The organism is Bradyrhizobium sp. GW821-FHT12B03 (genome assembly GCF_058807535.1).
On the sequence record NZ_JBXAQU010000007.1, the window covers coordinates 271232 to 295620 of the forward strand.

The window sequence follows — 24389 nt, forward strand, 5'->3', positions numbered from 1 at the left end:
AAGTTTCAGGCGATGAACAAGACCGTGAACCCGAAAGACCTCTCATCGGAAGATGACGTCGGGCCGCTCTACGCCGCCCGCAAGAAGGTCTATCCGCAGAGCGTCTCCGGCACGTTCCGCCGGATCAAATGGGGCCTGATGGCGTTCTGCCTCGGCGTCTACTACTTCCTGCCCTTCGTGCGCTGGAATCGCGGTCTCGGCGCGCCCAGCCAGGCGGTGCTGATCGACCTTCCCAACAGCCGCTTCTATTTCTTCTTCATCGAGCTGTGGCCGCAGGAGGTCTACTACTTCACCGGCCTGCTGATCGTTGCCGCGGTGGCGCTGTTCCTGATGAACTCCATCGGCGGCCGCATCTGGTGCGGCTATCTCTGCCCGCAGACCGTCTGGACCGACCTGTTCTATGCCGTCGAACGCCTGATCGAGGGCGACCGGCGCGAGCGGATGAAGAAGGACAAATCGTCCGACCCGATGAAGCTCGAGCGCATTTCCGAGATCGTGCTCAAGCATTCGATCTGGCTATTGATCGCCTGGTGGACCGGCGGCGCCTGGGTGCTCTATTTCAACGACGCGCCGACCCTGGTGAAGGAGCTCGTCACCTTCCAGGGGCCGATGATCGCCTATGTCTGGATCGGCATCCTCACGGCGTCGACCTACGTGCTCGCCGGATTCATGCGCGAGCAGGTCTGCACCTATATGTGCCCGTGGCCGCGCATCCAGGCGGCGCTCACCGACGAATGGGCGCTCAACGTCACCTACCGCTACGACCGCGGCGAGAAGCGCACCTCGGTCAAGAAGGCGGCCGAACTGCGCGCGCTCGGCCAGCAGGTCGGCGATTGCGTCGATTGCTACCAGTGCGTCGCGGTGTGTCCGACCGGCATCGACATCCGCAACGGACCGCAGATGGAATGCATCCAGTGCGGCCTCTGCATCGACGCCTGCGACACCGTGATGACCAAGATCGGCCGGCCGAAGCGGCTGATCGGCTATGACAACGACATCAACATCCATCGCCGCCAGGAAGGCAAGGCGCCGGTCTACCGGATCGTCCGGGCGCGCACCGTGGTCTACAGCGCGATCATCGCGGCGATCGGCGGCTTCATGGTCTATACGCTCGCGACGCGCAGCCTGCTCGACGTCAACGTGCTGCACGACCGCAATCCGGTCGCGGTCAAGCTCAGCGACGGCTCGATCCGCAATGCCTACACGGTGCGGCTGCTCAACAAGAGCGGCTACGACCGCGTCATCGCGATCGACGCCGACGGTCCGGTCAATCTGACGGTTCACGTGATCGGCGTCGATTCGGTGACGCCTGACAGGCCGATGATCGTGATCCCCCGCGACTCCACCAGCGAGCTGCGCCTGCTGGTCACGGCGCCCGCGGACAGCAATCCCGAGAAGTCGACCCCCGTCCGCTTCCACGTCACCGACATCGGTCTCGGCGAGGTCGCGTCCGCCACCGACAATTTCGTCGCGCCTTAAGGATCAGGAGACAGCCATGGCCACCAAGCCGCTGACCGGAACGAAAGTCTTCCTGATGCTGGTCGCCTTCTTCGGCGTCGTGATCGGCGTCAACGTGACCATGATGAAGCTCGCGATCGCGACGCTGCCCGGCACCGACGTCGACAGCCCGTATGCTGCGGGTCTCACCTATGATCGCGAGATCTCGGCGGCGCAGGACCAGGCCGCGCGCAAATGGAAGGTCAACGCCCATATCGAGCGCAGCTCCGATGGCGGTGCCGTGCTTCGGGTCGAGGCGCGCGATGCCAGCGGCCAGCCGGTGTCCGGATTGAGGTTCAGCGGACGCCTGGAGCGACCGACCGATAAGCGCGCCGACCAGGCGGTCGAGCTCTCGGCGGCCGGCATCGGCATCTATCGCGGCAATGCCGCTGCCGTCGCGCCGGGGCAGTGGGACCTGGTGATCGAGGGCGAGGCGCGGGGGACGCGCGTGTTCCTGTCGCGCAATCGCGTGATTCTGAACTGAAGGACTTCGTCATGCACGTCACGCGGGATTATTCGCATTACGTCCGGACCGCGGGCGAGGGCGTCCAGCACATCGATCTCGCGGTCGAGGGCGTCCATTGCGCCGGCTGCATGGCCAAGATCGAGCGCGGATTGTCCGCGATTCCCGACGTCACGCTGGCGCGCGTGAACCTCACCGACCGTCGCGTCGCGCTGGAATGGAAGGCGGGCACGCTCGACCCGAGCCGTTTCATCGACCGGCTCGAAGAGCTCGGCTACAAGGCCTATCCTTTCGAGACCGAGAGCGCGGAGGTGGCGGAGGTCGCCGAATCCCGCTTCCTGCTGCGCTGCCTCGGCGTCGCGGCCTTCGCCACTATGAACGTGATGATGCTGTCGATCCCGGTGTGGTCGGGCAACGTCTCGGACATGCTGCCCGAGCAGCGCGACTTCTTCCACTGGCTGTCGGCGCTGATCGCGCTGCCGGCGGCGGCCTATTCCGGCCAGCCGTTCTTCCGCTCCGCCTGGCGCGCGCTGTCGAACAAGACCACCAACATGGACGTCCCGATCTCGATCGGCGTGATCCTGGCGCTCGGCATGTCCGTGGTCGAAACCATCCACCATGCCGAGCACGCCTATTTCGATGCGGCGATCATGCTGCTGACCTTCCTGCTGGTCGGCCGCTTCCTCGACCAGAACATGCGGCGGCGGACACGTGCGGTCGCCGGCAATCTCGCCGCGCTGAAGGCGGAGACCGCGGCCAAGTTCGTCGGGCCCGACGAGATTTCACAAGTGCCTGTCGCCGCGATCAGTCCCGGCGACATCGTGCTGCTGCGGCCCGGCGAGCGCTGCGCGGTCGACGGCACCGTGGTCGAGGGGCGTTCCGAGATCGACCAGAGCCTGATCACCGGCGAGACGCTGTATGTCACGGCCGAGCAGGGCACGCCTGTTTATGCCGGCTCGATGAACATTTCCGGCACGCTGCGGGTGCGCGTTTCGGCGGCTTCCGAAGCCACGCTGCTCGCCGAGATCACGCGCCTCTTGGACAACGCACTCCAGGCGCGCTCGCGCTACATGCGGCTCGCCGACCGCGCCTCGCGGCTCTATGCGCCGGTGGTGCATGCGACGGCGCTCATCACCATTTTGGGCTGGGTCATCGCGGGCGCCAACTGGCACGATGCGATCGTGACCGGCGTTGCCGTGCTGATCATCACCTGCCCCTGCGCGCTCGGGCTTGCGATTCCGACGGTGCAGACGATCGCCTCGGGCGCGATGTTCAAGGCTGGCGTACTGCTCAATGCAGGCGATGCGATCGAACGGCTGGCGGAAGCCGACCATGTCATCTTCGACAAGACCGGCACGCTGACGCTGCCCGATCTCGAAGTGATGAACGCGGCCGATATCCCGGCCGACGTCTTCGATCTCGCCGGCCGGCTCGCGCTGTCGAGCCATCATCCGGTTGCCGCCGCGGTCGCGCAGGCCGCCGGCGCCAGGTCGCCGATCGTCGGTGCGGTCGAGGAGGCCGGGCAGGGCGTGCGCGCGGAGGTCGACGGCGTCGAGATCCGGCTTGGCCGTCCGTCCTTCTGCGGCGCCGAGGCGCTGGTCGCCGACGGGACCGCGCTCGATCCCGAAGCCTCCATCGTGGCTTTCAGCAAGGGCAGCGAAAAATTCGTCCTCTCGGTGCGCCAGGGCCTGCGCCCGGACGCCCAAGCCGTGGTCGCGGCGCTGAAGGCGCGCACTATCGGCATCGAGATACTCTCCGGCGACCGCGAGCCGGCGGTGAGGGCGGCGGCCGATGCGCTCGGCATTCCCGAATGGCGCGCCGGCGTCACGCCGGCCGACAAGATCGCACGGATCGAGGAGTTGAAACGGCGCGGCGCAAAGGTGCTGATGGTCGGCGACGGCATGAACGACGCGCCCTCGCTGGCGGCGGCCCATGTCTCGATGTCGCCGATCTCGGCCGCGCATCTCAGCCAGGCGACCGCCGATCTCGTCTTCCTCGGCCGGCCGCTGGCTCCCGTCGTCGCCGCGATCGATTCCGCGCGCAAGGCGCTGCACCTGATGCGGCAAAATCTGTGGCTTGCGATCGGCTATAATGTGCTTGCGGTGCCGGTCGCGATCAGCGGTGTCGTGACGCCCCTGATTGCCGCTGCCGCCATGAGCGGATCGTCGATCCTGGTCATGCTGAATTCGCTGCGCGCCCGCAGCGCCGCGCGGGAGATCGTGTGATGGAAATCCTGGTCATCCTGGTTCCGCTGGCGCTGGCGCTCGGAGGCGCCGGCCTCGTCGCCTTCCTCTGGTCGCTCAGAACCGGCCAGTACGACGATCTCGACGGCGCCGCCTGGCGCGCCATCGCCGACGACGAGCCGCCGCAGGACGCACCGCTCAAGCGCTAGCGCTTCAGCGCGAATGTGAGCATGGCTGCGGCCGCGAGGGCGACGCCGACACCCGCGACGCAGGCGTGCCAGCCGAAGCTGTCGAACGGCCGCCCGAGCACGGCCGTGCCGACCAGCCCGCCGCAGAAGTAACACGCAAGATACGTCCCGCTGGCGACGCCGCGGTTGTCGGCTGCGGCCTGTCCGACGAACCCGGTTGCGGCGGCCTGCGCGAAGAATGTGCCGACACCAACCAGAACCATGCCGGCAAGCACCTCTCCCAGATGCGGCGCCAGCATCAGCGGCAGGCCCAGCCCGGCGACAGCGAGCGAGCCCCAGATCGTCGGCCGCGTTCCGAGCCGCGATGCGACCTTGCCGGCGAGCAGCGTCGTGACGACCGACGGCAGGAAGACGAAATAGACGAGGCCGAGGTCCATCATGCCGAGTGACAGCGGCGGCCGGACGAGAACGAAATTGACGAACGTGAAGGTGCCGATGAAGGCGAACAGGATGCAGAAGCCGATGCCGAACGCAGCGCGCAGTTGCGGATTGCGCCAATGTGCGATCATGGCCGTCAGCGGCGATCCCGCCGGCGTCATTGCGTGCATCGGTTGCACGCGCTTGACGGTGAAATAGACCAGCACCGCGCCGGCCAGGTTCAGGGTCGCGAAGAAATAGAAATTCCAGGCGAGGCCAAGGCCATCGGCGACCGCCGCCGAGACCAGTCGGCCGACCAGGTTGCTGGCGACATTGCCGGTGATGTAGGCGGCAAACGCGCCGCCGGCGTCGATCGCGCTGCATTGTTCGCCGAGATAAGCGAGGGTGAGCGCGAAGGCGGATGCCATGCACAGCCCCTGCGCGATCCGCAAGATGGTAAAGACGGCAAGATCTGGCGCAGTCGCCAGCAGGCTCGTGGGGACCGCCAGCAGCGTGAGGCTGAGCAGGATGCCGGTCCGCCGGTTGACATGCGGGCTGAGGAAACCGACGACGAGGCTGGCTGCCGCCATGCCGAAGGTGCTGGCATTGACGGCGAAGCCCATCGCCGCCGGCGTGACGCCGTAGTGACGTGTCAGCGAGGGCAGGATCGCCTGCGTCGCGAAGAGGTCGACGACGGTCAGGAAGGCGGTGAGGCCGATCACGAGCGAGCGCAGCGCCAGACCCGGCGAGTGCGCCTGCATCGTCATTGCGGCCGGTTTCATCGGCGCGGAAAGATCGGTCATGGGGTGGCTTTCCTTTGGCTTGTCATTCCGGGGCGGTGCCGACGGGGCCGCGGAAATGCGGCCCGGAGCACCACACCCGGAATGACGGAGCAGGAATACGCCCATCACATGTGATGGTCGTTCGGATCCTTGCGGACGTCGCCGACATAGAGAATGACCGTCTCCCTGCCGAGGTTCTTCCACCAGTGCGAGGTGCCGAACACTTCCGGGCGGATGTCACCGGCCTTGTGCATGATCGGATCGATGCAATTGGAGGCGTACTCGACGATCTCGCCCTGCTGCACGAAGATCAGGGCCGGGCGGTCGTCATGGCTGTGCCAGGGCACGATGCCGCCCGGCTCGATGGTGAGCTTGCGGAAGCGTAGCTCGCGGCCCTCGATGTGCGCCGGTTGCTTGCCGAGGTCGATCGCGCCGAGCGTGACGTCGGTGACGCCGACCGGCTTGGTGTCGACCATCTGATGCGCATTCGGCTTGATCTTGTCGGCGGGGCATTCGCCCGCGAAGGCCGGCTGCGCCGCAAGGGTCAGGGAGCCGAGAATGGCGAGGCCGGGCCAGACCGCGCGTGACAACATGGGATGCTTGATCATGGGGGATTCTCCTGTGCTGGCCGGCAACCTCATTGGTCGTCGGCTATGGCAGGAGCTTCGTCGAAGCCGGGCGTGTGCTGAAATGCCCTTTCGCTCTTGCTGTGATAGCTCGGCGCTATGACGGCGCGATAGGCGGCAGCTATCGAACCGATTGGGGATCGGCATTTCCGCTCGCGCAGCTTTCGATGCTCGATGGCAGGGCGCCCGATTGGTGGGCGCTCACGTCAATCCGGAGGAGCATCCCATGACGAAAGTGTCCAAGACCCTGATCGCCACCGCCGCCTTCGCGGTCATCGCCACATCGGCCTTCTCGGAGGCGACATGGGACTTCAAGGCCGGCATGGCCTATGTCTATGGCGGGCCCGGCAAGATGTCGGCGATGGCCATGGCCCCGGCCGAGAAGAACCACGAGGCCATGATGAAGAACGCCAGGAAGGTCCCCGACAACACCGTCTTCTTCATGGACAACGGCTCGCTGTACTCAACGTCGGGGCGGCTCGATCCGACCGGCAATTTCTACGTGAACTGAACTCGTCCCACGGGACGGCCGCCCCCTTGCGGGCGGCCGGATCTGGAACCTAGTATTCGTCCCTGGAACGCCGGAGCGGAAGATGACGTCTCTCTCACCAGCCGACGCCGAGCAGCTCCGGCTTGCCTTCCAGCGCTGCCGCGACATGGAGGGAACGCTGAACGAGCAGCTCCGCGCCTATGCCGACGCAAGCCGCCGGGTATTTCCAGCCTATGGTGAGGCGGTCGATCGTCTGGTGGCGCGATTGAACGGCAACGGTGGCGGCGAGACCTCGCCGCGTCCGGGCGACGCGATGCCGCCATTCATGCTGCCTGACGAGCGCGGTCGTCTCGTAACACTGCCCGCCCTGCTGGCGCACGGCCCCGTCGCGGTGATGTTCTTCCGCGGGCACTGGTGTCCGTATTGCCGGCTCAATGTCCGCGCCGTGGTCACGGCGCTGGACCGCATCGAGGCGATGGGCTCGCGGGTCGTCGCGATCATGCCCGAGACGCAGGAATATACGAGGCAGCTCAAGGCCGATTCCGGCGCGCCATTTCCGGTCCTGACCGACCTCGACAATGGCTATGCGCTGTCGCTCAATCTCGCGATCTGGCTCGGCGCCGAGATCCAGCAGCTGTTGTCCTACCAGGACATGGCGAAATTTCACGGCAATGACGGCTGGGTGCTGCCGATCCCGGCCGTGTTCGTGGTCGGCCGCGACGGCATCGTGAAAGCGCGCTTCGTCGACCCCGATTTCCGCAAGCGCATGGAGATCGATGATCTGCTCGCGGCGCTGGAGAGCGCGAGTCGGGAGAACTGAGGCTTGCGCTGCGTGCTTTCTTCGCTTCTCCCCTTGCAAGGGGCGAGGGGAAGACGGGCGCCCGCGCTAGCCCGAGATCTCGCGCCAGTCGGCGCCGCGCAGCATGCGCATCACGGCGTTGGCGACCGCGGTGCGTTGCCGGCCGGCCACGCCGTAAAGGTTGACGGTGCGACGGGCGTCCAGCCCGGCGACGGTGGCGCGCGTCAGCGTTTCCGGCAAGGGCGAGGTGTGCGGCATCATGGCGACGCCGATGTCGGCTTCGACCAGCTCGATCAGATCGCGCTCGCTCGAAATCTCGTGGCCATGCTCGATGCCATGCTCGCGCAGGCTCGCGGAGATGCGGCGCGCGTGCTCGCAAAAAGTCCGGCTCAGCAGTTGCTCCGAGCGCAAATCGTCCAGTTCGATGCTGCTGCGGCCGGCCAGCCGATGTCCGTCGCCGACGACGAGCTCGAAGCTTTCGGTGAACAGCGGCCAGACGTCGAGCCGGTCCCAGGCCTCGTCGATCTCGGCGGCGATGCCGAGCTCGGCCTCGCCCTTCTTCAGGAATTCAGCAACCTCGCGGCTCGTCCCGCGCAGGAAGCGCAGCTCGAGCCGGTTGAACTGCCGCCTGATCTCGTTGAGGTGGGGAACGAGCAGTGCCAGATCGATCGAATGCGTCAGCGCGATGCGGAGCGCGCCGACCTCTCCGCTCTTGAACGAGGAGGCGAGCGAGCGCGCGCCGGCGGCGGCGTCAAAACACTGCTTCAACAGCGGATGCATGCGCTGGCCGAGCTCGGTCAGTTGCGCCGCCGGCCGCTCGCGGCGAAACAGGTCGCCACCGAGCTCGGCCTCGAGCTGCTTGATCGCACGCGTCAGCGAGGGCTGCGTGACGTTGCATTCCTCGGCGGCGCGCGTGAAATTCAAGAGCTGCGCTACCGCGAGGAAATAGCGGACCTGGTGCATTTCCATGAATCGGCTCCCAGCAAGATGACGCGATCCTATCGGATCGGGCCGGCGAATGACATCCCACCTGCGATAGCGCGCGCCTATGGATTCGGAAGCCAGCCGGTATTTCCGCTTGGGCGGCGGATCCTCCAGGGTTCTGCGAAGGCTGAGGCTCGGCCTCGAAGCCAGTCATCGCCAACGGAGATCGCGTCATGAACATACCGCTGAAGCCGCAGACATCTCAGCCTGCACGCGCGCTGGCCGGCAAGGTCGCGCTCGTCACGGGTTCGACCAGCGGCATCGGTCTCGGTATCGCACGTGCCCTGGCCGCGGCCGGCGCCGACATCGTGCTGAACGGCCTCGGCGTCGCCAGCGAGATCGGGCGGACGCGCGAGCAGATCGCCGCCGAGTTCGGCGTCAAGGCGAGCTACTCGCCGGCCGACATGACCAGGCCGAAGTCGATCGCCGAGATGATCGCGGCCACCATCGCCCAGTCCGGACGGCTCGACATCCTCGTCAACAACGCCGGGATCCAGCATGTCGCGCCGCTCGAGCAGTTTCCGGTCGAGAAATGGGACCAGATCCTCGCGATCAACCTGACCTCGGCCTTCCACACCACGCGGCTGGCGCTGCCGGCGATGCGCCAGAACGGTTTTGGCCGCATCGTCAACATCGCCTCCGCGCATGGCCTGGTCGGCTCGCCGTTCAAGGCGGCCTATGTCGCGGCCAAGCACGGCATCGTCGGCCTGACCAAGGTGACGGCGCTGGAGACTGCCGAACAAGGCATTACCTGCAACGCGGTCTGTCCCGGCTACGTCTACACCCCGCTGGTCGAGGCGCAGATCGACGGTCAGGCCAAGGCGCACGGCATCTCTCGCGACGAGGTGATCCGCGACGTGCTGCTGGCGCAGCAGCCGAACAAGCGGTTTGCGACGGTCGAGGAACTCGGCGCGCTCACGGTGTTCCTGTCGACAGATGCGGCCGCCTCGATCACCGGCATCGCGCTTCCGGTCGACGGCGGCTGGACCGCGCATTAACATGAGCCGGCGTAACAAGTCGCAGTCGGCTGCGAGAATTCGGGCAATGCAGGCTGATCAGGAGCGAACCATGAACGGCACGCAGAATAACATCCAGCGCATGGACCTGCCGGGTCAGGTCGTCCTCGTGCTTCAGGGCGGCGGCGCGCTTGGCTCCTACCAGGCCGGCGTCTACCAGGCGCTGCACGAGGCCGGCATCGAGCCGGACTGGATCATCGGCACCTCGATCGGCGCGATCAATGCCAGCCTGATCGCAGGCAACGCGCCGGAGCACCGGCTCGCGCGCCTGAAGGAATTCTGGAAGCGGATGGAGCAGAACCCGGTCTGGGATTGGCGCGCCGCGTTCCCCGGCTTCAATGAGAAGCTGGCCTATTGGTCGACCGTGACCCACGGCATTCCCGGCTTCTTCCGGCCCAATCCGCTGGCGCATGCCGGCGATTCCTATCCGCTGGGCGCCGATCACGCCGGCTATTATTCGACCGCGCCGCTGGAGAAGACGCTGAGCGAACTGGTCGATTTCGATTTGGCCAATCGCTGTGCGCCGCGCCTGACGGTCGGTGCGGCTCACGTCGGCACCAGCGAAATGCGCTATTTCGACAGCCGCGACGGCGAGCTGACGGTGAAGCATGTCATGGCCTCGGGCGCATTGCCGCCGGCTTTCCCGGCGGTGCGCATCGATGGCGAGCTCTATTGGGATGGCGGCATCCTCTCGAACACGCCGACGGAGGCGGTGTTCGACGACAACCCACGCAGGGACTCGCTGATCTTCTCCGTGCATCTGTGGAATCCCGTCGGCGCCGAGCCGGCCACGATGGCGGAGGTGCTGAACCGGCACAAGGACGTGATGTATTCCAGCCGGATCGCGAGCCAGATCGTCCGCCAGCAGCAGGCCCACCGGCTGCGCCACGTCATCAACCAGCTCGCCGCACGTCTGTCCGAGAGCGAGCGCGGCGATCCTGCGGTGAGGGAGCTGATGAGCTACGGCTGTCCCACACGCATGCATGTGGTGCGGCTGCTGGCGCCGCAGCTCGAGCGCGAGACCCACACCAAGGACATCGACTTCAGTCCGTCGGGGATCACCCGGCGCTGGCATGCCGGCTATGCTCACACGAAGTCGGTGCTCGCGCGCAAGCCGTGGGTCGGCGAATTCGATCCGCTCGCCGGCGTGGTGCTGCACGAGCATATCGACGAGATGCCGATGGCTGCGGAATAGGGGTACAGACGCCGGCTCTCGGCATGCCGCGATGTCCGGAGACCGTTCATCGAATTGCCACAGGCCTTGCGGACTGTCCGTCTCTGCCTGCAGTCGAAAGGCCCTGCAATTGGTGTCCGGGAGCTATCTGGAATTGGCGCTCGATCATGTCCGCGCTGGCGCCGCGGGGCAGCTTGCCGGCGTGTTTGGTCCTGAAACGGTCACCTGGCAAATCGACCGCGAGGCCGTCATCTTTCTCGGTGCCGGCCGCGCACTGCTGCTGCAACTGGCCCATCCCTGGGTCGCGGCCGCCATCGCCGAGCACTCCCGGACTTTGGCCGATCCGATCGGCCGCTTCCATCGCACCTTCGACATCGTCTTCGCCATGGTGTTCGGCTCGCTCGACCGTGCCTTGCTGTCGTCCCGGCAACTGCACCGGCGCCACGGCATGATCGTCGGAGAGATGCCCGAGGCCGTCGGCCCGTTCGCGGCGGGCTCGCGCTACTGCGCCAACGACATTCCGTCGCTGCGCTGGGTGCATGCGACGCTGGTCGAGACTGCGCTCATGTCACATGACCTGATCCTGCCGGCGCTCTCACCGGAGCAGCGCGAGCGCTACTGGGCCGAAAGCCGGACGTTCGGCGCCTTGTTCGGGCTGACCGGGGATGACTTGCCGGCGGACTGGCCCGGCTTTGCGTCCTACGCGGCAGGGATGGCGCGGTCGGATACGCTGACCGTCAGCGCGGCGGCGCGCGAGATCGCGACACAGATCTTCGCCGGTGCCCGTCCGTGGTTGCGGCCGCCGCGCTGGTATCGCGCGCTCACGGCGCGCATGCTGCCGGAGCGCTTGCGCGTGGGCTTCGGGTTTGAACTTGACGAGGGCGATATCAGGGCCGCCGACAATGCGCTGCGCTGGATCAGGCGCGTCTATCCGAGATTGCCCGACCGGCTGCGCTATGTCGGTCCCTACCAGGAAGCGCAGGCGCGGCTGCGCGGCGAGCCGCGGCCCGATTGGCTGACCCGCTGTCTCAACCGCGCATGGATCGGACGGCCGCAGATGGACGTGCGGGGGAAGGGGTGAGGTTCTCCGCCTTTAGATCCGTCATCCTGAGGCGCGAGTGGCGCGATGCGAACGCATCGCGCCGGGAGCTTCGAAGGATGCACGGCCCCGTTGCTGCAGCCGGGCCGTCGCCCTTCGAGGGCCGCTGAAGGAGCGGCCACCTCAGGGGGACGGCGACAGATAGGTGCTCGCTGCTTGATCCCGTCATTGCGAGCGCAGCGAAGCAATCCGGACTGTTTCCGCGGAGCCAGTCTGGATTGCTTCGTCGCTACGCTCCTCGCAATGACGGAGTGTGGAGAAACGTCTCGGCCTCACACCGATGCCAGCTTGCGGTACAGCGCGCTGTAGATGCCGGCCGAGATGCTCCAGGAGAACGACCGTCCCATCGCGCTGCGGCGCATGGTGTCGAGCTGATCCTGCGCCATGAAGGCCTCGAAGGCGCGGCGGACGCCGCCGAGGAACGATTCGTGCGAGGGTCTGGAGAACAAGAAGCCGGTTTCGCCGTCGGTGATGGTCTCGGCGAGGCCCCCGGTCTGGTGCCCGATCGGCAGCGAGCCGAAGCGCTGGGCGTACATCTGGCTGAGGCCGCAGGGCTCGAAGCGCGACGGCATCAGGGTGAAGTCGCTGCCGGCAAAGATGCGCCGCGCCTGGGCGTCGTTGAAGCCGATGGTGACGCCGATGGCGTCGGGGCGGCGGCGATGGGCGTCGATCAGCGCCTGCTCGAGCGCCGGCTCGCCCGAGCCGGTGACGACGATCTGCCCGCCGGCATCGACGATCTCGTCGGCGGCTGCCAGCACGAGGTCGATGCCTTTCTGGTGCACGAGGCGGGCGACGATGCCGAACATCGGTCCGCGCGACACCGCGAGGCCGAACTGCTTGCGCACGTAGTCCGCATTGGCCTTCTTGCCGACCCAGTCGCCGGCGCCGAACTGCTGGGCGAGCTGGGCGCAGGAGCGCGGGTCCCAGCTCTCATCGATGCCGTTGAGGATGCCGGTCAGCTCGGACGCGTCGGAGCGCAGGCGGAGCAGGCCCTCCAGGCCGCAGCCGAACTCGGCCGTGGTGATCTCCCGCGCATAGGTGCCGCTGACGGTGGTGAGGTGCGAGGCGTAGACGAGGCCTGCCTTGAGGAAGGAGAGCTGGTCGTAGAACTCGATGCCGTCGATATGGAAGGAGCTTTCCGGTGCGCCGATCCGCCGCAGCGAGTCCTTTGGGAAGAGCCCCTGATAGGCGAGGTTGTGAATGGTCAGGATCGACGGCAGCTTGGCTCCGCGCCAGGCGAGATAGGCGGGCACGAGCGAGGCCTGCCAGTCGTTGGCATGGATCAGGTCTGCTGCCCAATTCTTGTCCAGCTTGCCCATGGCCAGCTCAGCGGCCGCCGAGGCAAAGCGCGCGAAGCGGATGTCGTTGTCCGGCCAGTCGCGCCCGGCCTCGTCGCCATAGGGATTGCCCGGGCGGTCGTAGAGCTGCGAGCACAACAGCACATAGACCGGCAGGCCGTCCTTGGTCGCGGCCCGGCCGAGCGAGCAGGCCGGCATCTCCGCAAGCGGCGGGCAGCGGCCAACGATCTGAATATGCGTGAGTTGTTCGATGATGTCGCGATAGCCGGGCAACATGATCCGGATATCGGCGAAGGGACGAAGCGCTCGGGGCAGCGCGGCGGAAACGGCTCCAAGTCCGCCGACGCGGACGAAGTCGTCCATCTCTGTCGTAACGAACAAGACCCTCAAGAACTGCTGCCCTCATCCGATCCCGCTTGCTGCTATGCAAGAACGGGTCCAGTTGCCCCGAAAATTCTCAAGCCATCTGTGAAGTGCGCTCGTTCGGTAAAGACTTTCCTACTCAGCCGCCGGCCTCTAGGGTCGGCGCACCAACAACAGAGAACATTGATTGTTCCTAAGCGACCCAAGGACACGAGTACGCATGCAGTTAGCAGATAAGCATGAGGGGACGACGACAAAGGCCTTCGCCGGCCTGCGGGTCCTGGATTTTTCGACCACCATCGCCGGCCCTCACTGCGCGCGGATGCTAGCCGATATGGGCGCCGAGGTCATCAAGATCGAGAGCGACGGCGGGGAGACGATGCGGACCCGGCCGCCGCTGCGCAAGGGGTGCAGCACCGCGTTCGGCCAGCTCAATGTCGGCAAGAAGAGCGTCGTGCTGGACCTCAAGTCCGAGGAGGGCAGGGAGGCGGTCCGCCGGCTGGCCGCGACCTCGGACATCCTGGTCGAGAATTTTCGCCCCGGCGTGATGCACCGGCTGCGGCTGGACTACGAGCGGCTGCGTCCGCTCAACCCGAGGCTGATCTATTGCTCGATCTCCGGCTACGGCCAGACCGGCCCCTCGGCCGAGCTGCCGGCCTATGCGCCGGTGATCCATGCCGCCTCAGGCTACGACATGGCGCATCTCGCCTACCAGCCCGGCCGCAGCCGCCCCGATTATTGCGGCATCTATCATGCCGACGTCGTCACCGGCACCTACGGCTTCGGCGCCATTGCGTCGGCGCTCTATCAGCGGACCGTGACCGGCCTTGGCCAGCACATCGACGTGTCCATGCTGGAATCGATGCTGTCGCTGACGCTGACCGAATTGCAGAGCGCGCAATTTGCGGTGAAGCCGCCGCCGCGCCCGATGTTCGGTCCGACCGAGACGGCAAGCGGCTATGTCATGATCACCGTCGCCAGCGAGAAGACGTTTCAGGGATTGATGGGCGTGATCGGCCGCCCCGACTGGATCTCCGATCCACGCTTCGCCACCTACGCCGCGCGCCGCGACAACTGGGCCGAGGTGATGGACGGCGTCGAAGCATGGTCGCGGCAGCTTTCGACCGACGCCTGTCTCGCCGTGCTCGGCGCGGCCGGTGTGCCGGCGTCGGCCTATCGCACCGTGTCCGAGGCGCTGGCCGATCCGCAGCTCGCGCACCGGCAGGCGCTCTCCCAGGTGCAGGACGATGGCGGCTCGTTCCGGGTGCTCAACCTGCCGTTCCGGATGTCGGGTGCCGACACCGCGCCGGCCAGGACGATGGCCGTGCTCGGCGAGCATACGGATGCGCTGCGCGACGAGATTGGCCTGGCTGACGATGCGTCAATTCCGTCAGGCAAAACGGCCGCGACATATTGAGCAACATTGCGCCGCACCTGCGGCGTGTGATCTTTCGTGCGTTCCTCTTGCCGTCGCGAGCATTTGTCGCCAATCTCGCTCCCAGTCATTCAACGATCCGAAACATCGGACGAGGGATCCCGGGAGGAACCATGACGAAGATTGCTGCCGCGGCGCGCAAGCGCGTGCCGATTTTCCTTGTTGCGGCATTTGCTCTCCTCCCGCTGGCTGAGCCGGCGCAGGCGCAGAAGACGGGCGGCAGCATCACCGTTGGCCAGGAACTGGACATTCCCGGCTTCGATCCGCTCAAGGTCGGCGTCTACGACACCTCGACGTTCACCGCGGCGGCCGCGATCTTCGATACGCTGACCACATTGGATGAAAAGGGAGAAGCCGCGCCAAAACTCGCGGTGTCCTGGACCCATTCCGACGACTACAAGAGCTGGACATTCAAGCTGCGCCAGGGCGTGACATTCCACGACGGCACGCCGTTCAATGCGCAGGCCTTCAAGGAGAACTTCGACCGGCAGAAGGACCCCGCCAACAAGTGCCGCTGCGCCTTCTACATCACCAACGTCAAGGAAGTGCTGGCGCCCGACGAATACACGATCGTCTACAATCTCACCGACCCTTCCGTGAACCTGCCGGCGGTGAACACCATCCAGAGCCAGAACAACGCGGTGCATTCGCCCACGGCCTGGAAGACCAAGGGCGACGACTACAATCGCAACCCCGTCGGCACCGGTCCCTACATCCTGAAATCATGGACCGCCGGCGACCGCATGGTGCTGGAGAAGAATCCCAATTACTGGGACAAGGGCCGTCCCTATCTCGACCGCATCATCCTGAAGCCGCTGCCCGACGCGCAGTCGCGCTTTGCTTCGCTCCAGTCGGGCGAGGCCGACATCATCTGGGACGACGAGAACGACGCCGACAACATCATGAAGGCGCAGAAGGACCCCAAGCTCACCGTGCACACCTACAAGGGCTCGGGCGCGCAGGTCTACGCCTTCAACACCAAGGTCGCGCCGTTCGACGACGTCCGCGTGCGCCAGGCGCTGGTGATGGCGATCGACCGTCCGAAAATGTCGCAGGCGATCAGCAACGGCCTGAGCCGGCCGGCGAGCAATCCCTACGGCGACGGGTCCTGGGTCAAATGCAAGGATGACGGCGCGCTGCCGTTCGACGTCGAGAAGGCCAAGGCGCTGATCAAGGATTACGGCAAGCCGGTCGAGTTCAAGATGCTGGTGACCGCAACCCCGCGTGGCCGCATGATCGGCCAGGTGCTCCAGCAATTCTGGAAGCGCGTCGGCGCCAACATGGAGATCGAGCAGGTCGATCAGGCCACCATTCCGTCGCGCGCCTTCACCCGCCAGTTCCAGATGACGCCGTGGCGCATCGTCGATCTCGCCGATCCCGATCCGCAGATGTACGCGAACTTCCGCAGCGGCAGCCCGCTGGCGCTCGCCGGCTTCTCGAGTCCCGAGCTCGACAAGCTCCTCGACCACGCGCGCGTCACGGCCGACCTCGGCCAACGCACCGAGGATTACTGCGCCGTCAGCCGCTTGATCAACAAGGAGGCAATCTGGTTCTGGACCTTCCAGAACACCTATTACGCGCTGTCGAGCGCCAAGCTGAAGGGCTTCCCGAAGATCTACAACAGTGTGATCGACGTCTCGATGACCTGGCTGGAATGATGGCGCGATGCTGAACTTCGTCGTTCGGCGGCTGCTCGCCATGCTGCCGGTGCTGCTCGCCGTCTCGCTGCTGACTTTCCTGATCGCCTCGCTGCTGCCGGGCGATCTCGCTCTCGTCATCCTCGGCGATCAGGCGACGCCGGAGAATGTCGCGGCGCTGCGCCGCGACATGGGGCTCGACCAGCCGCTGTGGTGGCGTTACCTGAGCTGGCTCGGTCACGTCTTGCAAGGCGATCTCGGCCGCTCGTTCCGCACCGGGCAGACGGTGTTGCAGGCGGTCGCCGAGCGCATTCCGGTCTCGCTCCAACTGATGTTGATGGCCGAGTTCATCGGACTCGTGATCGGCGTCCCCGTCGCGATCGCCTGCGCGGCGCGCGCCGGCGGCGCGTTCGACCGCTTCATGACGGGCAGCGCGTTTGCGATGCTGTCGATGCCGTCGTTCCTGGTCGCGATCCTGCTGATCTATCTGTTCGCGGTCGAGCTACACTGGCTGCCGGCGACCGGCTACGTGCCGTTCAGCGAGGCGCCGCTGGCCAATTTGCGCTTCTTCGTGCTGCCGGCCCTGACGCTCGCGCTGGCGGAATGGCCTGGAATCATGCGGGTGCTGCGCTCCGACATGATCGCGACCCTGCAGGAGGACTATATCGCGCTCGCCAAAGCAAAAGGCCTCAAGCCCGCGCGTATCCTGTTCGTGCATGCGTTGAAGCCGTCTTCGCTGACCCTGGTGACGGTGACCGGCATCAATATCGGCCGGCTCCTCGGCGGCACGCTGATCGTGGAATCGATCTTTGCGCTGCCCGGCATCGGCCGGCTCCTGGTCGGGGCGATCTACACCCGCGATCTCGTCATCCTCCAGGGCGTGGTGCTGCTGGTCGCCTGCGGCTTCGTCATCGTGAATTTCGTCGTCGACATGCTCTACGCCGTGCTCGATCCAAGGATCCGCCATGGCCACACTTGAGCTGTCAATTCAAGACGAGGTGGCGTCCGCACCCGTGCGCGGCAAGCGCAAGCTCGGCCTGCTGTTCTGGGTCGCGAGCGCCTGGCTCGCGGTCATCCTTGCGCTTGCGATCCTCGCGCCGCTGCTGCCGCTGCAGAACCCTGTAGACATGGACATGCTGGAGCGCCGCGCCGCATTTTCCAGCGAGCACTGGCTCGGCACCGACAGTCTCGGCCGCGACGAGCTCGCCCGCCTGATTTTTGGCGCGCGGGCCTCGCTGACGGTCGGGCTGATCGCACCGATGATCGGCCTTACGCTCGGCGGTGCGCTCGGCCTGCTCGCCGGCTATTTTCGTGGCCGGTTCGAGACGCTGGTGGTCGGCAGCATGGACGTGCTGCTCGCGTTTCCGCCGCTGATCTTCGCGCTCGCGGTGACCGCCTATCTCGGCCAGTCCATTCCCAATCTCACCTTGATCCTCGGCGTGCTCGGCATTCCCGCTTTCATGCGGGTGGCGCGCGCGGCGACGCTGACGCTGGCGCGGCGCGAATTCGTGATCGCGGCCGAGGCGTTGGGTGCCAGCCATGCGCGCATCCTGCTGCGCGAGCTGCTGCCCAACGTGATCCTGCCGCTGCTCGCCTTCTTCCTGCTCGGCGTCGCCGTCACCATCGTCGTCGAGGGCGCGCTGTCGTTCCTCGGCCTCGGCGTGCCGCCGCCGATGGCGAGCTGGGGCAGCATGATCGGCGAGGGGCGCGACAGCCTCGACGTCGCGCCGCGGCTGGCCTTCCTGCCGGCGGCGGGACTCTTTCTGACGGTGCTGGCCTTCAACCTCGTCGGCGACACCCTGCGGGCGCTGACCGACCCGCGTCAGGGGGCATTGTGAGTGCGCCGCTGCTGACCATCGAGGACGTCGCGGTCGAGCTGCCGACCCCGCGCGGCAATTTGCGCGCCGTGGACCATGTCGACCTGTCGCTGGAAGCGGGCCGCACGCTCGGCATCGTCGGGGAGTCCGGCTGCGGCAAGACCATGCTGTCGCGCGCGGTGCTTCAGCTGCTGCCGAAGAAGGCGAAGCTGACGGGACGCGTGATGTTCGACGGCCAGGATCTGGTGCGGCTCGATACGGAGCGGCTGCGGCGTTTGCGCGGACGTGATCTCGCGGTCGTGTTCCAGGACCCCATGACCTCGCTCAACCCGGTGCTCACCATCGGCACCCAGTTGATGGAGACGATCCAGGAGCACCTCGAGCTCGATGCCCCGGCTGCCAAGGCGCGCAGCATCGAGCTGCTCGCAGCGGTCGGCATTCCCGCGCCGGAGCAGCGGCTCGCGCAATATCCGCATCAATGCTCCGGCGGCATGCGCCAGCGTATCGCGATCGCGATCGCACTGTCCTGCGAACCGAAGCTGCTGATCGCGGACGAGCCGACGACGGCGCTCGACGTCACCATCCAGGCGCAGATCCTCGATCTGCTCGCGCGCGAGCAGCGCCGCCGCCACATGGCGATGATCATCATCACCCACGATCTCGGCGTCGTCGCAGGCCGTGCCGACGAGGTCGCCGTGATGTATGCGGGCAGGGTGGTGGAGCGCGCGCCGACCCAGGCCTTGTTCAAGCGCATGCACATGCCCTACACCGAGGCCCTGCTGGCGGCGATCCCGAAGCTGGACGCCGCGCCGCATACGCCGCTGCCTGCCATCTCCGGCCGCCCACCCGATCCGACCCGGCCGCTGCGTGGCTGCTCCTTCGCGCCGCGTTGCCGCTATGCCGCGGGGCGTTGTCACGAGGCCAAGCCCGAACTGAAGAGCACAGAGATGCCTGATCATCTCTACGCCTGTTTCCATCCGATCCAGATGGTCGAGGGGATCGGCGCATGATGCAGCTGGCCGCGCGCCCCGAGCCGCTTCTGAGCGTCGACGATCTCGTCGTCGAATATGGTCTCGGCAACAAGACGGTGCATGCGGTGTCCGGCGTCAGCCTCCAGGTTGCGCGCGGCGAGACGCTGGGCCTGGTGGGCGAATCCGGCTGCGGCAAGTCGACGCTGGGACGCGCGGTGCTGCAATTGCGCCGCGCCAAGTCCGGCCGGGTGATGTTCGACGGCGAGGATCTCACCGCCATGGAGGGCGAGACGCTGCGCAGGATGCGCCGCCGCGTGCAGCTGATCTTCCAGGATCCGATCGCCTCGCTCAATCCGCGCCGGCGCATCGGCGACATCGTGGCCGAGCCGCTCGTCATCGCCGGCGTCAAGGATGCCGCCGAGCGCAAGCGGCGCGTTCACGAGGTGCTCGGCGCGGTCGGGCTCGACCCTGACCTCGTGGCGGGCCGCCTGCCGCATGAATTCTCCGGCGGGCAGTGCCAGCGCATCTGCATCGCGCGGTCGCTGGTGCTCAATCCCGAGTTCATCGTCTGCGACGAGCCGGTCTCGGCGCTCGACGTCTCGATCCGTGCGCAGATCCTCAATCTGCTGGAGGAGATGAAGGCGCGTTTCGGCCTGACGCTGCTGTTCATCGCGCATGATCTTGCGGTGGTCAAAGCCGTCAGCGACCGCGTCGCGGTGATGTATCTCGGCCGGCTCTGCGAGGTCGGTCCGTCCGAGCAATTGTTCGCACGGCCTGCGCATCCCTACACGGATCTGCTGTTGCAGGCGATCCCGGTGCCAGATCCGGACGTGCGCCCTGTCGAGAGTGTGGCAATTGGCGAGCCGCCATCCCCGATTGCGCCGCCGTCCGGCTGCCGTTTCCGCACCCGCTGCCCGCGGGCCGATCAGCGATGCAGCGCGGAGATACCGGAGTTGCGCGAAGTCGCGCCCGGCCAGTTCGTGGCTTGCCACCATCCGCTGGCCTGAACTAAGACGGCTCTGCGGGTTTGTCTCGTCTCGCCGGCCATGGCATGGTGGTGCCGAGAACGAGAAGCATGCCGGGAGGACGCCGATGAAGAGTTTCAAGGTTGCCGATTTCAAGGCGCCGCTGCAGGAGTTCGACGAGGCCACGCCGCAGCCGTCGGGCACGCAGGTGCTGATCAAGGTGAAGGCCGCGGGCGTCTGCCACAGCGATCTCCACATCTGGGAAGGCGGCTACGATCTCGGCCACGGCCGCAAGCCGCTGTCACTGAAGGACCGCGGCATCAACCTGCCGCTGACGATGGGGCACGAGACGGTCGGCGAAATCGCCGCCTTCGGCCCCGACGTGAAGCCGACCGACCAGGGCGATCTCAGGCTCGGCGATGTCGGCCTGGTCTATCCCTGGATCGGCTGCGGCAAGTGCGCCACGTGCCTTGCCGGTGACGAGAACATGTGCCTGACGCCGCGCTCGCTCGGCGTCTATTGCGACGGCGGCTATTCCGACCACATGCTGGTGCCGCATCCGCGCTATCTGCTCAATCTCAGGGGACTCGACCCTGCGACGACCGCGCCGTACGCCTGCTCGGGCGTCACCACCTACAGCGCGCTGAAGAAGGTCGAGCAGCATTTCGATACGCCGATCGTGATGTTCGGCGCCGGCGGCCTCGGCCTGATGGCGCTGTCGCTGCTCAAGGCGATGGGCGGCAAGGGCGCGATCATGGTCGACATCGATGCCAGGAAGCGCGAGGCGGCCGAGAAGGCCGGAGCGCTCTCAACCGTCGATCCCAAGGCGCCGGACGCGCTGGAGCAGCTCGCGAAGAAAGCGGGCGGGCCGATCCGCGCCGTGATCGACCTCGTCGGCAATGCCGCGACGACGCAGCTCGGCTTCGATTGCCTGACCAAGGGCGGCAAGCTCGTCATCGTCGGCCTGTTCGGCGGCGGCGCGACCTGGGCGCTGCCGCTGATTCCGATCAAGGCAGTGACGATCCAGGGCAGTTATGTCGGAAACTTGCGCGAGACGCAGGAGCTGCTCGATCTCGTCCGCGCCAAGAAGATACCACCGATCCCGGTGACGACGGCACCGCTCGCCAGGGCCAACGATGCGCTGGTGCAATTGCAGCAGGGCGCGGTGGTCGGGCGCACCGTGCTGACTCCGTAGTCTCACGCTCTCCGTCGTCATTGCGAGCGTAGCGAAGCAATTCAGAAATCCCTCCGCGGACACAGTCTGGATTGCTTCGTCGCAAGAGCTCCTCGCAATGACGAGGCCGCACCCTCCGTCACCCAGGAACCCCCATGTCCGCAAACAACGCCTTCCACATTGCCGTGCTCGCCGGTGACGGTATCGGTCCTGAAGTCATGGCGCCGGCGATCGAGGTGCTGCGCAAGATCGAGTCCAAATCGGATCTGCGCTTCCGCTTCACCGAGGCGCCGGCCGGCGCCAACAATTATCTCGCCACCGGCAAGTCGATGCCGGATTCCACCATCAAGCTGTGCGAGGAGGCGGACGCGATCCTGCTCGGCGCTTGCGGCCTGCCGTCGGTGCGCTACCCCGACAACACCGAGATCGCGCCGCAGATCGAGCTGCGCTTCATCTTCGATCTCTATGCCGGCGTGCGGCCGGCGCGCCTCATTCCGGGCGTGCCGAGCCCGATCGTCGGCGCCGACAAGCGCGGCATCGATCTCGTCGTGATCCGCGAATCCACCGAAGGCCTGTTCGCCTCGATGGGCAAGGGCGTCGTCACCCATGAAGATGCGCGCGAGACCATGGTGATCACGCGCCGGACCTCCGAGCGCCTGTTCGAGTTCTCGTTTCGCCTCGCCGAGCGGCGCAAGGCGCGCGGCAAGCCGGGGGCATTGACCTGCGTCGACAAGGCGAACGTGTTCAAGGCCTTTGCCTTTTTCCGCGGCATCTTCGACGAGATCGAGAAGAAGCATCCTGGTGTGAAGACCGACCGGCTCTATGTCGATGCCTGCTCGGCGATGCTGGTGAAGCGGCCCTGGGATTTCGACGTGATGGTGATGGAGAACATGTTCGGCGACATCGTCTCCGACATCACCGCGAGCCTGATCGGCGGCCTCGGCATGGCGCCCTCGGCCGACATCGGCGACAAATATGCCGTGTTCCAGCCCTGCCACGGCACCGCCCCCGATATCATGGGACAGGGCAAGGCCAATCCGACCGGCATGATCCTGTCGGCCGCGATGATGCTGGACTGGCTCGCCGACAAGCATGGCGTCGAGAGCGCGGCGGAAGCAGGCGAGACGATCGAGCGCGCGGTGGACCAGGTCTATGCCGGCGGCATCAAGCCGATGGAGTTCGGCGGCAGCAACGGCACGGCGGATATCACGAAGGCGGTGCTTGCAGCGCTGTAGTCAAAAGAGGCCAGGGTAAAAAATAAGCCTTGCGGCCCCGAGGTCGCATCGAGGCATGGCTGCGATCTTGCTCGTCGCCAGTGACGAAACAGCCCGACAACCAGGAATACTGCGCCCGCCACCGCTGCCAATCCTGCCCAGTGGTAATAGACGTCGCCGTTGAATTGAATAATCCAGGTCCATATCCCACAAACGAAGAGCACCACACCAACTGCGAAGCAGAGCATAGACAGAATTAGAAACGCATTCATCAGTATCAATGCTCCATTTATCAGGCAGTCAGCGCTATTTCCCCGTAAACTGCGGCTTGCGCTTTTCCATGAAGGCCTGGCGGCCCTCGCGAAAATCCGAGCTGTCCATGCATGCGGTGCCGATCGCCTTGATCGCGTCCATGTCGCGTCCGCTTTCGTCCTTCAGCACCTCTGCGATGGTGATCCTGGCGGCTTGGATCGCGAGCGGGGCGTTCTGCGCGATCGTCTCGGCGATTGCCATGGTCTCGCCCCAGAGCTGATCGTCGAGGAAGAGCCGTTCCACGAGGCCGATGCGCAACGCCTCCGTGGCATCGATGCGCATGCCCGTGTACATCAGCAATCGCGCCCAGGACGGGCCGACCAGCGACACCAGATGCCGCAGGCCGTCAAAGCCGTAGGCGATGCCGAGTTTTGCCGCGGGAATGCCGAACTGGCTGTCATGCGAGGCGATGCGGATGTCGGCGAGCATCGCGACCTGCATGCCGCCGCCGAGACAAAAGCCCTGGATGCAGGCGATGGTCGGTTTGGGATAGTCGGCGAGTAATGCGCGCTGGGCGGCGCTGCGCTTGGCATATTCCTCGGATGCTGCTGCGTTGTGGCGCGTCTTCTCGAACTGGCTGATGTCGGCGCCCGAGACGAACGCCCTGCCGCCGGCGCCCCGCAGGATCACGACGCGCACCGCGTCGTCGTCGCGCAAGGCCGTCAGCGCCTCGCCAAATCCCTCCCACATCTCCAGCGACATCGCGTTGCGCTTGTCGGGATTGTTGAAGGTGATCACGCCGACGCCACCGGTCGTGTGTTTGAGAATCTTGCCGTCGGCGTAGGAGGTTTGATTGGAAATATCGGGCATCGCGCGCTCGCTTGTCGCAGGTCGGGCGCAATGTGCTGCCGGGCCGAGGTCCGGGTCAACCGCGGCGAGGCGAGGGGCTCTGCATCCGCCTGTGCCGCGATTGCATGGGCCGGACATCGGCCAAGGAAAAGGGCGGCGAGGCCGCCCTGATTGAGCCGCGGCCGCGCGCGAGGCGCGCAAGCCGGAATATGATCGATCGGTCTCGTTCAATCCGGCCGCGCCCCCGTGACGCGGTGGATTGAACGTCGGCCGTAGAGGCCAGACCGTCGATGGATCAGGCTTCGTTGGCCGCGATCGATTCCATCAGCGAGACGAGCTGACGCTGCACCGTCTGGTCCTTGATCTTGCTGTAGGCGCGCAGCAGGCGGAGGCTGAAGGCCGAATCGAGGAACAGCAGGCTCTCGACTTCGCGGGCCTTGTTGTCGCCGTCGTAGAAGAAGGTCACGGGCACATCGAGGGCGGAGGCGATCTGCTGAAGCCGAGCCGCGCCGACGCGATTGACGCCCTTCTCGTATTTCTGAACCTGCTGGAAGCTGACGCCGAGCTTCTCGCCCAGCTCAGCCTGCGAGATCTTCATCTCGACGCGCCGCAGACGGATCCGCTTGCCAAGCTCAATGTCCGGCTTGCCGGCACTGCGCTGCTTCATTCTTTTCGCCGCTGTTTTCATCTTTGTTT

23 protein-coding genes are annotated in these 24389 nt (G+C 66.0%); 17 read left to right on the forward strand and 6 right to left on the reverse strand.

Going from position 1 to position 24389, the window contains the following annotated elements:
* Window positions 1-12: 12 nt before the first annotated feature.
* From ccoG to ccoS, 4 genes are read left to right on the forward strand one after another with little or no spacing between them, the layout of a single operon-like run.
* Complete coding sequence (gene ccoG, locus AC1RUR_RS16615; RefSeq protein ID WP_492845801.1) at window positions 13-1479, forward strand: cytochrome c oxidase accessory protein CcoG; 1467 nt, start codon at window positions 13-15, stop codon at window positions 1477-1479.
* 16 nt (window positions 1480-1495) lie between these two features.
* The gene (locus AC1RUR_RS16620) at window positions 1496-1981 is read left to right on the forward strand and encodes a FixH family protein (RefSeq protein ID WP_492845803.1); all 486 of its coding nucleotides are present in this window, start codon (window positions 1496-1498) and stop codon (window positions 1979-1981) included.
* An 11-nt stretch (window positions 1982-1992) separates the two neighbouring features.
* Window positions 1993-4185 (forward strand): cation-translocating P-type ATPase, encoded by a 2193-nt coding sequence (locus AC1RUR_RS16625; protein WP_492845805.1) that lies wholly within the window; start codon window positions 1993-1995, stop codon window positions 4183-4185.
* Window positions 4185-4352, forward strand: a complete 168-nt coding sequence (gene ccoS / locus AC1RUR_RS16630) for a cbb3-type cytochrome oxidase assembly protein CcoS (protein ID WP_492845807.1) — start codon at window positions 4185-4187, stop codon at window positions 4350-4352. The genes AC1RUR_RS16625 and ccoS overlap by 1 nt, the downstream gene beginning before the upstream one ends.
* Here ccoS and AC1RUR_RS16635 read toward each other — a convergent pair.
* Window positions 4349-5551, reverse strand: a complete 1203-nt coding sequence (locus tag AC1RUR_RS16635) for an MFS transporter (RefSeq protein WP_492845809.1) — start codon at window positions 5549-5551, stop codon at window positions 4349-4351. The genes ccoS and AC1RUR_RS16635 overlap by 4 nt on opposite strands.
* A 104-nt stretch (window positions 5552-5655) precedes the next feature.
* Window positions 5656-6138 carry a cupin domain-containing protein gene (locus tag AC1RUR_RS16640; RefSeq protein ID WP_492845811.1) on the reverse strand — a complete coding sequence of 161 codons (483 nt, stop codon included), beginning with the start codon at window positions 6136-6138 and terminating at the stop codon, window positions 5656-5658.
* Between the two features lie 244 nt (window positions 6139-6382).
* Here AC1RUR_RS16640 and AC1RUR_RS16645 point away from each other — a divergent pair, with 244 nt between their 5' ends.
* Together AC1RUR_RS16645 and AC1RUR_RS16650 are read left to right on the forward strand one after the other, a co-directional pair.
* A complete protein-coding gene (locus tag AC1RUR_RS16645) occupies window positions 6383-6667 on the forward strand; it encodes a hypothetical protein (RefSeq protein ID WP_492845813.1) in 285 nt (94 codons plus the stop codon).
* 82 nt (window positions 6668-6749) lie between these two features.
* Complete coding sequence (locus tag AC1RUR_RS16650) at window positions 6750-7466, forward strand: peroxiredoxin-like family protein (protein ID WP_492845815.1); 717 nt, start codon at window positions 6750-6752, stop codon at window positions 7464-7466.
* 66 nt (window positions 7467-7532) lie between these two features.
* Here the strand turns inward: AC1RUR_RS16650 and AC1RUR_RS16655 are convergent, their stop codons facing one another.
* Entirely contained in the window at window positions 7533-8414 is an 882-nt protein-coding gene (locus AC1RUR_RS16655) for a LysR family transcriptional regulator (RefSeq protein ID WP_492845818.1), read from the reverse strand.
* 188 nt (window positions 8415-8602) lie between these two features.
* On the opposite strand from AC1RUR_RS16655, the gene AC1RUR_RS16660 reads away from it, so the two are divergent.
* The 3 genes from AC1RUR_RS16660 to AC1RUR_RS16670 all read left to right on the forward strand — a co-directional run bounded on the left by AC1RUR_RS16660 (window position 8603) and on the right by AC1RUR_RS16670 (window position 11700).
* Complete coding sequence (locus AC1RUR_RS16660; protein WP_492845820.1) at window positions 8603-9427, forward strand: 3-hydroxybutyrate dehydrogenase; 825 nt, start codon at window positions 8603-8605, stop codon at window positions 9425-9427.
* Between the two features lie 70 nt (window positions 9428-9497).
* The gene (locus AC1RUR_RS16665) at window positions 9498-10640 is read left to right on the forward strand and encodes a patatin-like phospholipase family protein (RefSeq protein WP_492845822.1); all 1143 of its coding nucleotides are present in this window, start codon (window positions 9498-9500) and stop codon (window positions 10638-10640) included.
* Window positions 10641-10749: 109 nt separating this feature from the next.
* Complete coding sequence (locus AC1RUR_RS16670) at window positions 10750-11700, forward strand: oxygenase MpaB family protein (protein WP_492845824.1); 951 nt, start codon at window positions 10750-10752, stop codon at window positions 11698-11700.
* Between the two features lie 290 nt (window positions 11701-11990).
* On the opposite strand, the gene glgA is transcribed toward AC1RUR_RS16670, so the two are convergent.
* Window positions 11991-13406 carry a glycogen synthase GlgA gene (glgA, locus tag AC1RUR_RS16675; RefSeq protein ID WP_492845826.1) on the reverse strand — a complete coding sequence of 472 codons (1416 nt, stop codon included), beginning with the start codon at window positions 13404-13406 and terminating at the stop codon, window positions 11991-11993.
* Window positions 13407-13599: 193 nt separating this feature from the next.
* On the opposite strand from glgA, the gene AC1RUR_RS16680 reads away from it, so the two are divergent.
* The 8 genes from AC1RUR_RS16680 (at window position 13600) to AC1RUR_RS16715 (ending at window position 22613) form a co-directional block, all read left to right on the forward strand.
* A complete protein-coding gene (locus AC1RUR_RS16680; protein ID WP_492845828.1) occupies window positions 13600-14796 on the forward strand; it encodes a CaiB/BaiF CoA transferase family protein in 1197 nt (398 codons plus the stop codon).
* Between the two features lie 131 nt (window positions 14797-14927).
* A complete protein-coding gene (locus AC1RUR_RS16685) occupies window positions 14928-16472 on the forward strand; it encodes an ABC transporter substrate-binding protein (protein ID WP_492845830.1) in 1545 nt (514 codons plus the stop codon).
* A gap of 7 nt (window positions 16473-16479) precedes the next feature.
* Window positions 16480-17430 carry an ABC transporter permease gene (locus AC1RUR_RS16690; protein WP_492845832.1) on the forward strand — a complete coding sequence of 317 codons (951 nt, stop codon included), beginning with the start codon at window positions 16480-16482 and terminating at the stop codon, window positions 17428-17430.
* Window positions 17417-18289, forward strand: coding sequence for an ABC transporter permease (locus AC1RUR_RS16695; protein ID WP_492845834.1), 873 nt, complete (start codon window positions 17417-17419; stop codon window positions 18287-18289). Before AC1RUR_RS16690 ends, AC1RUR_RS16695 begins: the two co-directional genes overlap by 14 nt.
* On the forward strand, window positions 18286-19278 hold the full coding sequence (locus tag AC1RUR_RS16700) for an ABC transporter ATP-binding protein (RefSeq protein WP_492845836.1): 993 nt from the start codon (window positions 18286-18288) through the stop codon (window positions 19276-19278). Before AC1RUR_RS16695 ends, AC1RUR_RS16700 begins: the two co-directional genes overlap by 4 nt.
* Window positions 19275-20246 (forward strand): ABC transporter ATP-binding protein, encoded by a 972-nt coding sequence (locus tag AC1RUR_RS16705; RefSeq protein ID WP_492845838.1) that lies wholly within the window; start codon window positions 19275-19277, stop codon window positions 20244-20246. The genes AC1RUR_RS16700 and AC1RUR_RS16705 overlap by 4 nt, the downstream gene beginning before the upstream one ends.
* A gap of 85 nt (window positions 20247-20331) precedes the next feature.
* Window positions 20332-21399 (forward strand): alcohol dehydrogenase, encoded by a 1068-nt coding sequence (locus AC1RUR_RS16710; protein WP_492845840.1) that lies wholly within the window; start codon window positions 20332-20334, stop codon window positions 21397-21399.
* Between the two features lie 134 nt (window positions 21400-21533).
* Window positions 21534-22613, forward strand: coding sequence for an isocitrate/isopropylmalate dehydrogenase family protein (locus AC1RUR_RS16715; protein ID WP_492845842.1), 1080 nt, complete (start codon window positions 21534-21536; stop codon window positions 22611-22613).
* Between the two features lie 285 nt (window positions 22614-22898).
* Here AC1RUR_RS16715 and AC1RUR_RS16720 read toward each other — a convergent pair whose 3' ends face one another.
* Together AC1RUR_RS16720 and AC1RUR_RS16725 are read right to left on the reverse strand one after the other, a co-directional pair.
* The gene (locus AC1RUR_RS16720; protein ID WP_492845844.1) at window positions 22899-23714 is read right to left on the reverse strand and encodes an enoyl-CoA hydratase; all 816 of its coding nucleotides are present in this window, start codon (window positions 23712-23714) and stop codon (window positions 22899-22901) included.
* A gap of 274 nt (window positions 23715-23988) precedes the next feature.
* Window positions 23989-24360 (reverse strand): helix-turn-helix domain-containing protein, encoded by a 372-nt coding sequence (locus AC1RUR_RS16725; protein WP_027546544.1) that lies wholly within the window; start codon window positions 24358-24360, stop codon window positions 23989-23991.
* Window positions 24361-24389: the final 29 nt, after the last annotated feature.

Bases quoted from the DNA above. Each gene is read 5' to 3' on its own strand.
- ccoG (WP_492845801.1), top strand. From the start codon at position 13: ATGAACAAGACCGTGAACCCGAAAGACCTCTCATCGGAAGATGACGTC.
- AC1RUR_RS16620 (WP_492845803.1), top strand. From the start codon at position 1,496: ATGGCCACCAAGCCGCTGACCGGAACGAAAGTCTTCCTGATGCTGGTC.
- AC1RUR_RS16625 (WP_492845805.1), top strand. From the start codon at position 1,993: ATGCACGTCACGCGGGATTATTCGCATTACGTCCGGACCGCGGGCGAG.
- ccoS (WP_492845807.1), top strand. From the start codon at position 4,185: ATGGAAATCCTGGTCATCCTGGTTCCGCTGGCGCTGGCGCTCGGAGGC.
- AC1RUR_RS16635 (WP_492845809.1), bottom strand. From the start codon at position 5,551: ATGACCGATCTTTCCGCGCCGATGAAACCGGCCGCAATGACGATGCAG.
- AC1RUR_RS16640 (WP_492845811.1), bottom strand. From the start codon at position 6,138: ATGATCAAGCATCCCATGTTGTCACGCGCGGTCTGGCCCGGCCTCGCC.
- AC1RUR_RS16645 (WP_492845813.1), top strand. From the start codon at position 6,383: ATGACGAAAGTGTCCAAGACCCTGATCGCCACCGCCGCCTTCGCGGTC.
- AC1RUR_RS16650 (WP_492845815.1), top strand. From the start codon at position 6,750: ATGACGTCTCTCTCACCAGCCGACGCCGAGCAGCTCCGGCTTGCCTTC.
- AC1RUR_RS16655 (WP_492845818.1), bottom strand. From the start codon at position 8,414: ATGGAAATGCACCAGGTCCGCTATTTCCTCGCGGTAGCGCAGCTCTTG.
- AC1RUR_RS16660 (WP_492845820.1), top strand. From the start codon at position 8,603: ATGAACATACCGCTGAAGCCGCAGACATCTCAGCCTGCACGCGCGCTG.
- AC1RUR_RS16665 (WP_492845822.1), top strand. From the start codon at position 9,498: ATGAACGGCACGCAGAATAACATCCAGCGCATGGACCTGCCGGGTCAG.
- AC1RUR_RS16680 (WP_492845828.1), top strand. From the start codon at position 13,600: ATGCAGTTAGCAGATAAGCATGAGGGGACGACGACAAAGGCCTTCGCC.
- AC1RUR_RS16685 (WP_492845830.1), top strand. From the start codon at position 14,928: ATGACGAAGATTGCTGCCGCGGCGCGCAAGCGCGTGCCGATTTTCCTT.
- AC1RUR_RS16690 (WP_492845832.1), top strand. From the start codon at position 16,480: ATGCTGAACTTCGTCGTTCGGCGGCTGCTCGCCATGCTGCCGGTGCTG.
- AC1RUR_RS16695 (WP_492845834.1), top strand. From the start codon at position 17,417: ATGGCCACACTTGAGCTGTCAATTCAAGACGAGGTGGCGTCCGCACCC.
- AC1RUR_RS16705 (WP_492845838.1), top strand. From the start codon at position 19,275: ATGATGCAGCTGGCCGCGCGCCCCGAGCCGCTTCTGAGCGTCGACGAT.
- AC1RUR_RS16710 (WP_492845840.1), top strand. From the start codon at position 20,332: ATGAAGAGTTTCAAGGTTGCCGATTTCAAGGCGCCGCTGCAGGAGTTC.
- AC1RUR_RS16715 (WP_492845842.1), top strand. From the start codon at position 21,534: ATGTCCGCAAACAACGCCTTCCACATTGCCGTGCTCGCCGGTGACGGT.
- AC1RUR_RS16720 (WP_492845844.1), bottom strand. From the start codon at position 23,714: ATGCCCGATATTTCCAATCAAACCTCCTACGCCGACGGCAAGATTCTC.
- AC1RUR_RS16725 (WP_027546544.1), bottom strand. From the start codon at position 24,360: ATGAAGCAGCGCAGTGCCGGCAAGCCGGACATTGAGCTTGGCAAGCGG.